The sequence below is a fragment of the Sphingobium sp. CECT 9361 genome (genome assembly GCF_918741285.1).
In the GTDB taxonomy this organism is placed as follows: domain Bacteria; phylum Pseudomonadota; class Alphaproteobacteria; order Sphingomonadales; family Sphingomonadaceae; genus Sphingobium.
Genome location: NZ_CAKKNC010000018.1, coordinates 53,769 through 67,571, shown reverse-complemented (window position 1 = coordinate 67,571; position 13,803 = coordinate 53,769). Strand labels below are relative to the sequence as shown.

General features: G+C 59.6%; 12 protein-coding genes. 7 read left to right on the top strand and 5 right to left on the bottom strand.

From position 1 onward, the window contains the following. Positions 1-32: 32 nt before the first annotated feature. Together LQ220_RS19595 and LQ220_RS19590 are read right to left on the bottom strand one after the other, a co-directional pair. Positions 33-941, bottom strand: coding sequence for a pirin family protein (locus LQ220_RS19595; RefSeq protein ID WP_230189828.1), 909 nt, complete (start codon positions 939-941; stop codon positions 33-35). Next, positions 938-1,222, bottom strand: a complete 285-nt coding sequence (locus LQ220_RS19590) for a BolA family protein (RefSeq protein ID WP_230189827.1) — start codon at positions 1,220-1,222, stop codon at positions 938-940. The genes LQ220_RS19595 and LQ220_RS19590 overlap by 4 nt, the downstream gene beginning before the upstream one ends. Before the next feature lie 45 nt (positions 1,223-1,267). Here LQ220_RS19590 and LQ220_RS19585 point away from each other — a divergent pair, with 45 nt between their 5' ends. From LQ220_RS19585 to LQ220_RS19555, 7 genes are all read left to right on the top strand, one after another. After that, positions 1,268-1,876: a J domain-containing protein gene (locus LQ220_RS19585; protein ID WP_230189826.1), complete on the top strand. Its 609-nt coding sequence runs from the start codon at positions 1,268-1,270 to the stop codon at positions 1,874-1,876. 66 nt (positions 1,877-1,942) lie between these two features. Continuing rightward, a complete protein-coding gene (gene cobS / locus LQ220_RS19580; RefSeq protein ID WP_230189825.1) occupies positions 1,943-2,947 on the top strand; it encodes a cobaltochelatase subunit CobS in 1,005 nt (334 codons plus the stop codon). A 12-nt stretch (positions 2,948-2,959) separates the two neighbouring features. Further along, on the top strand, positions 2,960-4,786 hold the full coding sequence (cobT, locus tag LQ220_RS19575; protein WP_230189824.1) for a cobaltochelatase subunit CobT: 1,827 nt from the start codon (positions 2,960-2,962) through the stop codon (positions 4,784-4,786). Between the two features lie 3 nt (positions 4,787-4,789). Then, on the top strand, positions 4,790-5,266 hold the full coding sequence (locus tag LQ220_RS19570) for a GreA/GreB family elongation factor (RefSeq protein WP_230189823.1): 477 nt from the start codon (positions 4,790-4,792) through the stop codon (positions 5,264-5,266). 61 nt (positions 5,267-5,327) lie between these two features. Then, positions 5,328-5,807 carry a GAF domain-containing protein gene (locus LQ220_RS19565; protein ID WP_230189822.1) on the top strand — a complete coding sequence of 160 codons (480 nt, stop codon included), beginning with the start codon at positions 5,328-5,330 and terminating at the stop codon, positions 5,805-5,807. A gap of 81 nt (positions 5,808-5,888) precedes the next feature. Then, positions 5,889-7,382, top strand: a complete 1,494-nt coding sequence (gene cysS, locus LQ220_RS19560; protein WP_230189821.1) for a cysteine--tRNA ligase — start codon at positions 5,889-5,891, stop codon at positions 7,380-7,382. Between the two features lie 161 nt (positions 7,383-7,543). Continuing rightward, positions 7,544-8,917, top strand: a complete 1,374-nt coding sequence (locus tag LQ220_RS19555) for a class II 3-deoxy-7-phosphoheptulonate synthase (protein ID WP_230189820.1) — start codon at positions 7,544-7,546, stop codon at positions 8,915-8,917. Positions 8,918-9,269: 352 nt separating this feature from the next. On the opposite strand, the gene LQ220_RS19550 is transcribed toward LQ220_RS19555, so the two are convergent. The 3 genes from LQ220_RS19550 to LQ220_RS19540 form a co-directional block, all read right to left on the bottom strand. Next, complete coding sequence (locus LQ220_RS19550; RefSeq protein ID WP_230189819.1) at positions 9,270-11,588, bottom strand: EAL domain-containing protein; 2,319 nt, start codon at positions 11,586-11,588, stop codon at positions 9,270-9,272. A 103-nt stretch (positions 11,589-11,691) separates the two neighbouring features. Next, a complete protein-coding gene (locus LQ220_RS19545) occupies positions 11,692-12,810 on the bottom strand; it encodes an FAD-binding oxidoreductase (RefSeq protein WP_230189818.1) in 1,119 nt (372 codons plus the stop codon). After that, a complete protein-coding gene (locus LQ220_RS19540; RefSeq protein WP_230189817.1) occupies positions 12,807-13,754 on the bottom strand; it encodes an alpha/beta hydrolase in 948 nt (315 codons plus the stop codon). The genes LQ220_RS19545 and LQ220_RS19540 overlap by 4 nt, the downstream gene beginning before the upstream one ends. Between the last annotated feature and the right edge of the window lie 49 nt (positions 13,755-13,803).

The window sequence follows — 13,803 nt, the reverse complement described above, 5'->3', positions numbered from 1 at the left end:
GATTTTCGATGAGTGTGAACGCCCGCTTTGGATCAGGGATAACTCACCGTCTTGGGCCGCCCCTGCGGGATCGGAATAAACTCCTGATCGTCCCCCGGTATCAATGGAAAGCGCATCGCGTCCCAATCTTCGCGCGCCTGCATCAGTCGATCCTGCCGGGACGAAACGAAATTCCACCACACATGGCGCGGCGTCTTAAACGCTTCTCCTCCGCACAGCATCACCCGCCCGCCGTCCACGCTGTAAAGTGTGGCCCGCGTTCCGGGCCGCAACACATACAACGTCTGGGCCTTTAACGGCACGCCATCCAGCGCCGCGTCGCCACCCGAGACATAGATTGCCCGCTCGTCCGCTTCCGGCTCGATGGGGATCGCCCCGCCCGGACGGAGCATGATGTCGGCATAGATTGTCTGTGCATAGGTCGTGACCGGTGCCTGCTGCCCCCAGAGCGCCCCCATGATGACACGTGCATGTGCGCCGCCATAATCCAGCACCGGCAACGCATCTTCCGGCACATGCTCGAACGCCGGGTCCATTTCCTCCAGCGCATCGGGGAGCGCTATCCATGTCTGGATAGCCGACAGCTTGGACGCGCGCGCGCGTTCGTCGTCTGGCGACCGCTCGGAATGCACGATGCCCTTTCCTGCCGTCATCAGATTGATCGCGCCCGGTTCGATCAACTGGTTCGACCCCAGCGAGTCGCGATGCTGGAACGCGCCTTCGTACATATAGGTTACGGTCGCGAGGTTGATGTGCGGGTGCGGGCGCACGTCAATGCCTTCGCCCGGACCGAACTTCGCTGGTCCCGCCTGATCGAAAAAGATGAACGGCCCCACCATTGTCCGTTCCTTGGCGGGCAGGCTTCGATACACCTTGAAGTCGCCCAGATTATGCGTGGTCGGCGCAATCGTCTGGATAATGAGGTCGTCGGGCATCGTCATTCCCCCGGTGCTTTCGCCTTTATCGCTAGCGCATGAATTTTCCCCAGCATCAGGTCCGACAGCGCCATATTCACCAGCCGCTGCCGTGCGACCCGGCCCTGTCCCACAAAGGCCTCGGCGACGATTTCAACGGTGAAATGGCTCTCGCCCGATCCGTCGTCCCCCATATGGCCGCTATGTTTTGCACTGTCGTTCGTCACGACAAGCTGTTGCGGGTTCAGGGCAGCGCGCAGGCGCACCTCGATTTCTGTGGCCACTGGGCCTTTCGATTCTTCGGTCATCGACCCTATATAGTCGGATCACCGCTGTTTGCATCTGGACTGATCTTGGCTTCCGACCCTTTTTCTTCGCGCCGCCACAACCGTTTCCACGGACGAGTTGAAAACGATGGACGCCCCTGCGCGATAGAAGGCTGCACCGAGGCCGGCGAATTTCGCGCGCCTCCCCCCGAAGGTCCGGCATCCCATGCCGAGGGACCGCGCTGGCGCTGGCTCTGTCTCGACCATGTGCGGGAATTCAATTCCGGCTACAATTTCTTCACCGGCATGTCGCCGGACGAGATCGAAGCAGCGCAGCGCCCCTTTTCCGGGTGGGAACGCGAAACCCGCGCCTTTGCCGCCAATGGCGCGACGCCTCCCCCCAAATGGCAGGATTTCCACGACCCGCTCGACGCCATCGGCGCAAAATTCCGTGAACGGATGAAGGAAGCGAAGGCTCGCGCAGACGGAAAGCCGCTCTCTACCGACGACCGCAGCGCACTAAAGATACTCGGGCTTACCCCGGACGCGGACCGAAAAGCGCTTCGCCAGCGTTATACAGAACTCGCGCGACGATTCCATCCTGACCATAATGGGGGGGACCGCAGCCACGAGAAAGCGTTGCAGGAGGTCATTTCCGCCTATACGCACTTGCGAAAGGCTCCGGCCTTTACCTGATTCATTTACGGCGTTCGCGCGCAGCCCCCACGGCCTTCGGGCCATCATTCGACCGACAGGCAGACCATGACCGACATACCCAACACTCAGCCCGACAACCGCAGCGAGACGATATTGGAGCGGCCGGACCGCGAAGTCAGCGCGCGCGAAATCTTCGGCGTGGATGTCGACATGATGATCCCGGCCTTTTCCGAAGCCGATGAGCGCGTGCCGGATACCGATCCCGCCTATGTGTTCGACCCGGACACCACGCTCGCGATTCTGGCCGGATTCGCCCACAACCGCCGCGTGATGGTTCAGGGCTATCACGGCACCGGTAAGTCGACTCACATCGAACAAATCGCCGCGCGCCTCAACTGGCCCTGCATCCGCATCAACCTCGACGCGCATATCAGCCGTATCGACTTGGTCGGGCGCGATGCCATCGTGCTGAAGGACGGCCAGCAGGTTACCGAATTCAAGGAAGGCCTGCTCCCCTGGGCGCTGCAACGCCCGGTGGCATTGGTGTTCGACGAATATGACGCCGGCCGCCCTGACGTCATGTTCGTCATCCAGCGCGTGCTGGAAACCGACGGCAAGATGACCCTGCTCGATCAGAACCGCGTGATCCGCCCCTCGCCCTGGTTCCGCCTGTTCGCGACGTCCAACACCGTCGGCCTTGGCGACACGACCGGCCTTTATCACGGCACGCAGCAGATCAACCAGGGCCAGATGGACCGCTGGAACATAGTCGTGACCTTAAACTATCTGCCCGCCGCGACCGAAGCGCAGATCGTCCTCGCCAAGTCGGGTGAGTACGATCACGACGGCGGCCGCAAGGAAGTCGAGAACATGATCAAGGTTGCCGAACTGACGCGGCAGGGCTTCATCAATGGCGATATCTCCACCGTCATGTCGCCGCGCACCGTGATAAGCTGGGCGCAGAACGCGCTCATCTTCAAGAATGTCGGCTTCGCTTTCCGTCTGTCCTTCCTCAACAAATGCGACGAAGCGGAACGCAGCCTGGTGGCAGAATATTATCAGCGCGTGTTCGGCAAGGATCTGCCGGAGAGCGTTGTGGGGAAGGCATAGACTCTTACCACCATGACCGAACGCTCCCCCCTCGATTCCTTCAAAGCCGTGCTGTCCGGTGCAGCGCGGGCGATGGCGCGCGATCCGGAGCTGGAGGTATCCTTCACCGCCGATGCGCCGCATGTCGTGGGTAAGCAGATCAAGGTGCCGTCCCCGGCCCGCGCCCTGCCCGCCGATCAGGTTGCGCTCGCCCGCGGGTTTGCCGATGCCAACGCGCTGCGCCTGCGCCATCACAACCCCAAGCTGCACGCTGCATCCGCGCCCGGAGACGCCGTCGCCCGCGCCGTCTACGACGCTGTCGAGCAGGCCCGGATCGAAGCCATCGGTTCGCGGCAGATGGCGGGTGTCCGCGCCAATCTCAATGAAGCGCTTACCATGCGCCTCAAATCGGATCCCATCGTCCGCGCCAAGGGCCGCGACGAAGTCCCGCTCAGCACTGCGGTCGCGCTTATGGTGCGGGAACGCCTGACCGGACAGGCCGCACCGCGCAGCACCGAGGCCGGTCTCGATTTCGTACGCAATTGGATCGAGGACAAGGCAGGTCCGGATCTTGATGCCCTCGGCCTCGCACTCGACGATCAGCAATCTTTCCAGAAGCTGACCACCGCGCTTCTCGAACATCTCGAACTGATCGAAAGCGACGCTCCCCCTGACTCCAGCGACGATGACGCGCAGGATGAAGGCGAAGATCAGGAGCAGGATCAGGAAGACGGCGACGAAGGCGAGGAGGACGCCGGGGACAGCGACGCCCAGACCGAAGCACGCTCCGACGAAAAGGGCGGCGAAAGCGAAGACGGCGAACCCGATTACAGCGACGAATTCGAAAGCGACAGCGAAAGCGGCGCGGATGACATGGGCGAGGAGGGCATGATGCCCGTCCGCCCCAACCGCCCGATGTCCGATCTGCCGCCCGGCTTCGACTACAAGACCTACACCACCCGCCATGACGAAACCTGCGGCGCGGAGGATCTGTGCGACGAGGATGAACTCATCCGCCTGCGCGGGTTTCTTGATCAGCAACTGACCTCGCTGCAGGGTGCTGTCACGAAACTCGCCAACCGGCTGCAACGCCGCTTGATGGCGCAACAATCGCGCAGCTGGGACTTCGATCAGGAAGAAGGGATGCTGGACGCCGCGCGCCTCGCCCGCATCGTCATCGATCCCACCCATTCGCTCAGTTACAAGATCGAGCGCGATACCGAATTTCGTGACACCGTCGTCACGCTGCTAATCGACAATAGCGGCTCCATGCGCGGTCGCCCGATCAGTATCGCGGCGATCAGCGCCGACATCATGGCCCGCACGCTCGAACGCTGCGGTGTGAAGACCGAGATTCTCGGCTTCACGACCCGCGCGTGGAAAGGCGGGCAGAGCCGCGAGGACTGGCTCGCCGCCGGACGCCCCCCGCTCCCCGGACGCCTGAACGATCTGCGCCACATCATCTACAAGAAAGCCGATGACCCCTGGCGCCGCGCGCGCAAGAATCTCGGCCTGATGATGCGCGAAGGTCTGCTGAAGGAAAATATCGACGGCGAGGCGTTGCTCTGGGCGCACAGTCGGCTGCTTGCCCGGCATGAGGATCGTCGCATCCTGATGGTGATATCGGATGGTGCGCCGGTCGACGATTCCACTCTGTCGGTCAACAGCGGCACCTATCTGGAACGGCATTTGCGGCAAGTGATCGACTGGATCGAAAACCGCTCGCCCGTGCAGCTCGTCGCCATCGGCATCGGCCACGACGTAACCCGCTATTACAAGCGCGCCGTGACGATCATGGACGCCGAGCAACTTGGCGGCACAATGGTCGAGCAACTGGCGGGCCTGTTCGATGAGGATTAGACCATGAGCGTCGCCTTCCGTCGCGAGAGTGACGAGGAACATCTCGAACCCAAATTCGAACTGCCCATCCCGCCCGGCCCCAATCTGGTGACCCCGCGCGGCCTCGCGCTGATCGAAGCGAAGGTGACGGAAATCGAAGCCGCCCTCCCCCACGCGGCCGACGAAGAGGCACGCAAGAAAGTGCTGCGCGAAGCCCGCTACTGGCGCGCCCGTCAGGCCACCGCACAACTGGCCCCGATGCCTCTTGCCGACAGCATCGCCTTCGGCTCCCGCGTCCGCTTCCGCTTGAACGGCAAGGAACGGACGCTCGACATCGTCGGCGACGACGAAGCCGATCCCACCGAGGACCGCATAGCCTACTCCGCCCCCCTCGCCCGCGCTATGATGGAAGCAGGCGAAGGTGACCTGCTTGATTTCAGTGGGAAAACAGACGCGATACAGGTGCTGGAAATTGGCATTTCGACGTCAATGGCACGTTAAGGCCAAATCTCCGTTGCCTTCCAATATTCCCCGTTGCATAGGCGGATAGGGGAACCGTTGAATGAAGGATCATCTGGCAGAGGACGCGGTCGCGCAAGGCGATAACGACGAAATCAGAGCGATCCTCGAAGATATTTGCCGAATGACGGATATGGGTTTCGCGGCGGTGGCTCGTGTGACCGACACCCGCTGGATAGCATGTCAACTCCTAGACAAAATCGCGTTTGGGCTTCAACCCGGCGACGAACTCGAAATACAAACCACCATCTGCAACGACATTCGCCAATCCGGCCAGCGGGTCGTCATCGACCATGTGGACGCGGACATTCAATGGCAAACGCACCATACCCCCATTATGTACGGCTTCAAAAGCTACGCATCCTTTCCGATCTTTCTCCCCGATGGCAGCTTCTTTGGAACGCTATGCGCGATCGACCCTCATCCTCGCGCCGTAAGCGGCGCCAAAGTCATTGCGACGATGGAGGAATATGCAAAGCGTATTGCGCAGATACTGGGTAACAACCAGACGCCGGCGGGATAATCCCTTTTTAAAGGAGCCCCGACCCAGCTCTAGCTACACCAAAAAGTTGACCTCTCCTGCCAACCGCAGCATGGCATCGCCATGACCGACACTGCTCCGCCCACAGCCCCATTGCGCCTCTTCAACAGCCTCTCGCGATCTGTCGAGACGTTCGAGCCGATCGTGCCGGGCACCGCGCGCGTCTATAGCTGCGGGCCGACGGTCTACAACTACGCCCACCTTGGCAATCTGCGCGCCTATGTGTTCACCGACACGCTCCGCCGTACGCTGGCGTGGAAAGGCTATGACGTTACCCATGTCATCAACATCACCGATGTCGGCCACCTGACCAGCGACGCCGACGCAGGCGACGACAAGATGGAGGCGGCCGCCCGCACGCAGGCCAAGAGCATCTGGGACATTGCGGCCCACTATACGCAGGCGTTCAAGCAGAACATCGCCGATCTCAACATACTGGAGCCAAGTCGGTGGACTGTCGCCACCGATTATGTGCCGCAGATGATCGCCTTTGCAGAGCGGATCGCGCCGCAGCATTGCTACGAACTCCCGACCGGCCTCTATTTCGACTCGACCACTGTGCCTGATTATGGCGCGCTGGCGGGCGGTCGCGACGACGCCGCCAACGCCCGCATCGACCCGGTGGAAGGCAAGCGCCACCCGTCCGACTTCGCGATCTGGCGCAAATCACCACCGGGCGAACAGCGGCAGATGGAGTGGGATTCCCCCTGGGGCAAAGGCGCGCCGGGCTGGCATCTGGAATGCTCGGTCATGAGCCACGACACGCTGGGCCACCCCTTTGACATCCACACAGGCGGCATCGACCATCGCGAAATCCATCACCCCAATGAAATCGCCCAAAATCAGGCGTTCCATGCCTGCTGCGGCGGCGACGAAAGCATCACCCCGGCAGTTGCAGGCTTCACCGGCGCGCGCTGGTGGATGCACAACAACTTCCTCGTCGACCGCGCGGGCAAGATGTCAAAGAGCAAGGGCGGTTTCACCACACTTTTCTCTCTCATCGACCGCGGCGTGCATCCGCTGGCGTATCGGCTTTTGTGCCTCAGCGCGCATTATCGCAGCGAACTGGAGTTCAGCGGTGAGATCTTGGGGACGGCGCTGACGCGGCTGAAGCGCATGCTGATGGCGGTTAATTCGCTGCGCAACCTTGCTGAAAAAAAGCCAGACGGTAATTCTGCCCAATCGGCGGCATTCCTCAACACCTTCGATGCTGAAATCTCCAATGATCTTAATACGAGCAACGTTCTTGCTTATGTTGATATCGTGCTCGGTCGATCGGACATCCGACCGTCAGATCGCTTAGATGTATTGGCGCAGATTGACTCTGTCCTTGGCCTCAACCTCCTCACCCTCACCCGTGCCGATCTGCGCATTCGGCCCAACGACGCAACCATCACGGAGACAGAGATCGAAGCCGAACTCGACCGTCGAAAAGCCGCCCGCGCAAACAAGGATTTCGCTACGTCCGACGCGATCCGCGATAGCCTGGCCTCACGTGGCGTGGAGGTGATGGACGGCGATCCGCTCGGCTGGGAATGGAAGCTGGACCTTAACTAAGCGAGAGCGTCGATCACACTATCTCACGCAATAGTGTTTCGCCAAAGCCCTCCTTGCGGTAACTAAAGGCAGCGCAGGCTTGCCTTAGCGGAGATGGGCGCGCATAGGAGCCATCCAATTTTCCGGCCTGATTTCGGGCCGGTGACGACAGGAGCATGATAGTGGCAGCGAAGTGGACGCCGGACAGTTGGCGGACCCAGGAAGGGCGGCAGATGCCGACCTATCGCGATACGGCAGCCTTGGCTGCCGCGGAAGCACAGCTTGGCACCTATCCGCCGCTGGTCTTTGCCGGAGAAGCACGCAGCCTGAAGGCTGAGCTTGCCAAGGTCGGCGCCGGCGACGCATTCCTGCTGCAAGGCGGCGATTGCGCCGAGAGCTTTGCTGAGTTCCACCCGAACAACATCCGCGACACCTTCCGCGTACTGCTGCAGATGGCCGTGGTGATGACGTTCGCGTCGAAGCTGCCCGTTGTGAAGGTCGGCCGTATGGCGGGCCAGTTCGCAAAGCCGCGCTCTTCGGATACCGAAGTCATTGGCGGCGTGGAACTGCCCAGCTATCGCGGCGACAACGTCAACGACATCGCCTTCACCGCGGACGGTCGTGAGCCCGATCCTGCGCGGATGGTGCGTGCTTATAATCAATCGGCAGCGACGCTGAACCTGCTGCGCGCCTTCTCGACCGGCGGTTACGCCAGCCTTGACCGCGTCCATGGCTGGATGCTCGATTTCATGGGCCGCAGTCCGTGGGCGAAGAAGTTCAGCGAAATGGCCGACCGGATCGGCGAAGCGCTCGACTTCATGAAAGCGTGCGGGCTTAGCCCCGAAACTGTGCCGCAGCTTGGCGGGACCAGCTTCTACACCAGCCACGAAGCACTGCTGCTGCCCTATGAGCAGGCACTCACGCGCCAGGATTCGCTGACGGGTGACTGGTACGACACCAGCGCGCATATGCTCTGGATCGGGGATCGCACTCGGTTCGAAGGGTCCGCGCATGTCGAATATCTGCGCGGAATCGGCAATCCCATCGGCATGAAATGCGGCCCCAGCCTTGAGCCGGACGCGTTGCTGCGGATGCTGGATGTCCTGAACCCTGGTCGCGAAGCTGGGCGGATGACGCTCATCACGCGCTATGGCCATGACAAGATCGAAGCGGGTCTGCCCAAGCTCGTCCGCGCAGTGATGCGGGAGGGGCATCCGGTCATTTGGTCCTGCGACCCGATGCACGGCAATGTCGTGAAGGCCGCCAATGGCTACAAAACGCGCCCATTCGAACGCATCCTGGCCGAAGTCCGCGGCTTCTTTGCAGTGCATCGTGCCGAAGGCAGCTTCGGCGGCGGCATCCATGCGGAAATGACGGGGCAGAATGTTACGGAATGCACCGGAGGCGCCATCGCGATCACGGACGAGGGTCTGGCAGATCGGTATCACACGCATTGCGATCCTCGCCTGAACGCTGCGCAGAGCCTCGAATTAGCGTTCTTGCTTGCGGAAATGCTTAACGACGAGCTGGCGGAAAGGCGAAAAGTGGCGGCCTGATTCATGGTGATTCGCTGTTAACCGAATCACATACCGATGCCGTGAGTGCTCCGAATGCATTTCGGATCTCGCCCAGTAGATGCATTTTCGCACATACTGCCGTGCGTTTCAGAAGACTGCATCACCCGCATGCAAACACCGCAAGGCATAGAAAAGCCCCGAAAATCGGGGCTTTCCTTTGGTCCATTAGGAATTAACGAGTTTTACTTCCAGCTTCCACCGCCGAAAGCCCAGTCCCAGAAGCCACGAACGGGCTGCTTGTTCTTCGTCATATTGATCCCCATAACAAAAGGCACAGCACGAAGCCGTACCGTCCGGATCAATATAGTAAACGGCTATCCCTTACAACTCATTAACCATGGGAAGCGATACGGCTTTGCGGCTGGATCATGGTGAGCACAGTTTCCCAGTCCGTCGGACGACAGATGTGATAGCCTTGCCCGATCTCACAGCCCATTTGCGTCAGCAGATACTGCGTTTCAGCCGTTTCGATACCTTCCGCGACAACCTTCATACCCAGCGCATGGGCCAGCTCGATCGTCGACTGCATAACCGCCTGATCTTCCGCACTACTCTGCAGCGCCATAGAAAATTGCTTGTCGATCTTCAGTTCCGTAGCCGGAATGGCCCGGAGATATTCGAGGGTCGACATTCCCGTGCCATAGTCGTCGATAGACAGGCAAACGCCCATGTCCCGCAATTCCTCCAGCAAAGCTATCGCCACGCGTCCTTCCGCCATCGCCGCAGTTTCCGTAACCTCCAGCACCAAACCGGTTGCAGGGAAGCTATTCGCACTTAACGCTTGGCGCACCATGTCGATGATGTTGCGTGAAGCCAGCAGGACCGACGAGATATTCACTGATACTGTAAATCCGGGATCGTATTTCAATGCCTGCGCACCCACGCGGGCGGCATCATTCAATACGAAAGCCGTCAATTTCTCGATTCTACCGTGACGCTCCGCCACCTGTATAAATTCGTCCGGGCCGATTGGGCCTCGCGTTGCATGCGTCCAGCGAACCAGTGCTTCGGCACCGATGATGTCGCGAGTGGCCAACTCCATCTTCGGCTGATACGCGACCCAGATATGACCATTGTCGATGGCCTGGTCCAGCTCACCTAGAAGGGAAAGTGCCCATTGCTGCGCACCGTTGGCAGCAGGGTCATGGATTTTCCAGCATGTGCCCTGATCTGCCGCAGATCGTGCAGCGGCCAGCGTACTTGCCAAACGATGAGAAAGGGGCCGATCAATTTCCTGATCAACACCAAAGGCAATATCGACCGTGAAGCTCTTATCCGCGACTGAAATAGGGTTGCGGAAAATAAGCTGTAGTGCCTTGAACTGATCAACTGAAGACGCAAGCTGCTCTGCGGGCATGAGCCAGAAGAAATTGCCATCGTCCCCGTGCAGCAGTTGATGACGCCCTACGCCTAAAGACAAGCGGGAAACCACCTGTTCCAGCAAATCCCGCTCGTTATTGGGTGGCAGCGTACTAACAATTTCTGTAAAGCGGCTAATACGTGCCGCTACGAGTATATGCGGATCGAGTTGGTCGCGATGCAGAATCGCATTAACTGTCGGCAGCCCAGATACTGGATTGATGGCCCCTTGACTTTGTTTGCGAGCACCAAACCGCTGCCACGCAATTGCAGTGGCCGTGGCAACCGAGAGAAGCAGAGCAGGTGCCACGTCAATGAATATACGAAAATTCTGAAATATTATTGGCGCGACAAAAATTACTGCGATGCTAAAAAAACTGAGCCACGTTGCAAGTCTTGGCCAGCGCCCCAGCAAGCACAAGCAAGCAATCGCAAAGGAAAATAGCCAGGCAGGCCCCCACCCCCAGTTTACAGTTGGGCCCTGTATTAGCGTTTCGGCACCCATAGCGAGGACGAAAATGTCAGCAGAACTTCCCTGTCCTAGCACATAGAGCACGTTACCAAACACGTTAGAGCTATTGCCGACAAGGATTGTTTTACCCTTAATATTTGGCAAACCAGCATGTCGCTGAAACACATCGGCAGCGCTAAAATAGGGGATGGTAGAGCGCCGATACGAGCTGTCTACGGGAAACGAAGCCGCCGATAGGTTTTGATTCTTAGCAATCGCTGTCCAGATGGAAGGATACCGCTGTCCTGCAATCACCTGACTATAGCTCATTTCGGATACGCCGTTCCAAAATTCCGCCCATTTCATGTTGCTTACAATTGTGGCGTTGTTGGCCAGCTGCGGCATAGGCAGAATAGCTGAGCCTTTTGTTTCTCCCGTCCTATAGTCCATGCTTGCCGAGAGAAAGATACGACCAGGGTACTTTGAAATGCTCCTTGCGAACATTTCATCTCCGTGAGGCTCAAGCGGCTGAAAAGGAATATTATAGAAAACCCGATCGGCGCCAGCGGCCATCAGTCTGTCCGTCAATACAGCGAATCGGTCGCGTTTCCAGGGCCACGGCCCGACCTCTTGCAGGGCTTCGTCGTCAATACCAACGGTCACAATCTTGCCACTTGCGGGCTGCGAACGCGACTTGAACTGAAGTGTGCGCAAGCCCAGATCCAAGGGTTCTGCTATCTCACCCACGCCAACCACCAAGGTCAAAACAGCAATCCACGCGAGAAGCTTACGCTTGCCGCGTGGTGCTGATGCACCTTGCTGGACTGATCGATTCTGCATTCGTGTGACCCTCTGGCCACCGTCCTAGCGAAAAGTGGTTACGGAAATGCAAATCATATTTCCGCCTTTCCTTCACATGCCTTTCCTGTTGCTGGAAGCGGGCCTACCTCGCGAAGCGCGCGGGTGCATAGGACGCAGCATCAATTCCCGTAACGCAGTCATTCGGAGGATGGCGCAGCAATAATGCTGTACCCAGCTGCGCTGCGGCTGGAGACGTCTGAATGCCGAAACCACCCTGCCCCGCAAACCAGAAGAAATCTGCATTGTGCGCATCATATCCGTAGATCGGTAATCGATCCGGCGCAAAACTGCGCAAGCCGGCCCATTTCCGTTCGACCGCCAGTATTGGCCAATCGACCACATGCTGCAGGCGGGAAATTGCCGTCGCAACGGCTAACTCTTCGGGCGCGGCATCCCCAGGCATCCGGGGTTCTTCATCATGCGGCGAGAGCCAGATGCGCCCATTCCCAACCGGCTTGAAATAAAAGGTTCCGTTCAGGTCGAGAATGAGCGGCAAGTCTGTCGGGATGTCCAGGGCAGTGCGAAGTTGAACCACCGTGCGTTGAAGCGGTGTGATCCCCATTGGCGCGACCCCGCACCGCTGGGCCACGTCGTCAGCCCACGCACCTGCTGCATTGACCAACGTCTGGCAGCGATATTGACCCTCACCGGTGTCTACGAGCCAACTAGCTTGCAGATGCTTCGCTGAAAGCAGTCCGTTCCCGGTTTTCACGACGCCCCCGCGTTGACCCAATTGTCGCAGATAAGCAGAATGGAGCGCCGTTGTATCGATGTCCGCTGTGCTTGGTTCTGCGATCCCCAACGTCCATTCGGTGCGAAGGCCGGGAACGTACTTCGCAATCTCGGCGCGCTCCCGAACATCCATGCGAATTCCCGCGTTAGCATAAGCGCTCAGAAAATCAGCGCGCAACGCCTGATCCCTTTCGCGCCCGATGTGCAGCGCGCCTCGCGGTGTTAGGAACGACGTCTCCGAAAAAGAAGGGTCAGGATTGCGCAGCAAGGGTCCCGACGCCGAGGTGAGAGGCTGTACGGCAGGTCCACCGTAGCTTTCCTGCCAGAAGGAAACCGAGCGTCCGGTAGCATGATAGCCAGGGATCTCTTCCATTTCCAGGACAAGCACACGAGCGTGGGCTGCGACCTCTGCGCCAAGGCTTGCGCCAGCCATGCCGCCGCCGATGATGATGATGTCATAGTCCGTCATGCTACTGGCGCATGCGCATCCCAGAAAGCATCGATCCGGGCAAGCGCATCCAGTCGCACCGCGTCGTCCTCACGCAATATTTCGTGCGCGCACTCAGCACCGTACATATGCAGCGTAGCGTTTGGCAGGCGCGCAGCTACCCGACGAATGGCCGCCGGACTGACAAGTTGATCCGCATCCGTGCCCAGAATGAGAGTGGGCACATCCATATCCTCAAGAGCGGGATCGTGTTCCAGCGCTGCCGTCCCCTTATAGGCTTGATCGAGCCAACCCCAACTGGGCGGGCCAAGGCTGATCTCCGGCGTGTTCCGCCGCCAATGCAGTTCGTCATCGTAACGCGAAAGGCTGTGCGTCAGTCGGCGTTGGCGCGCGCGCAGCCGCACCGCTGACTCTTCGTTCTGCGTCCAGGCCGCCCCCGATGGACCGGCAATACGCAACATGACCTTCACGATCAGCCGTGCCAGCCACGCAGGGATATGCCCGCTGTTAAGTCCCAGCATAGGTGCGGTCAGAACCGCCGCATTCGGCTGTACAATCTTCTCTGACATCGCCCGTAGCGCAAGGAAGCCGCCCATGCTGTGCGCCAGAATGACATCGGGACCGCCCCTCCCTTTATCCTCCCATTGCGCGGCAAAGGCCTGCAGGTCTGCGATCCATTGTCCGAAATCGGCGATGTGTCCCACAAACGGATTGGCCGTAAGCCGCCCCGATCCGCCCTGCCCGCGCCAGTCGAACGCCGTAACGGCCCAGCCGCGCTCAGCGAAATAAGACATTATTTCCAGATACTTTTCGACCATGTCGCCGCGCCCGGTCAGCATCAGCATCCTGCCCCGCGATCCGTCTCCCATGCGATAAATGCGATGCACCCATCCGTCGGGAGCGACCCATCGATCAAGGGTTCCCTGTTCGGGCCAACTACGGAACTGCGGGGGATTCGGCTGCATGTGAACATGGTTACGGTTTGGTAAGGCATGTGGTCTACATCTTCTTCCC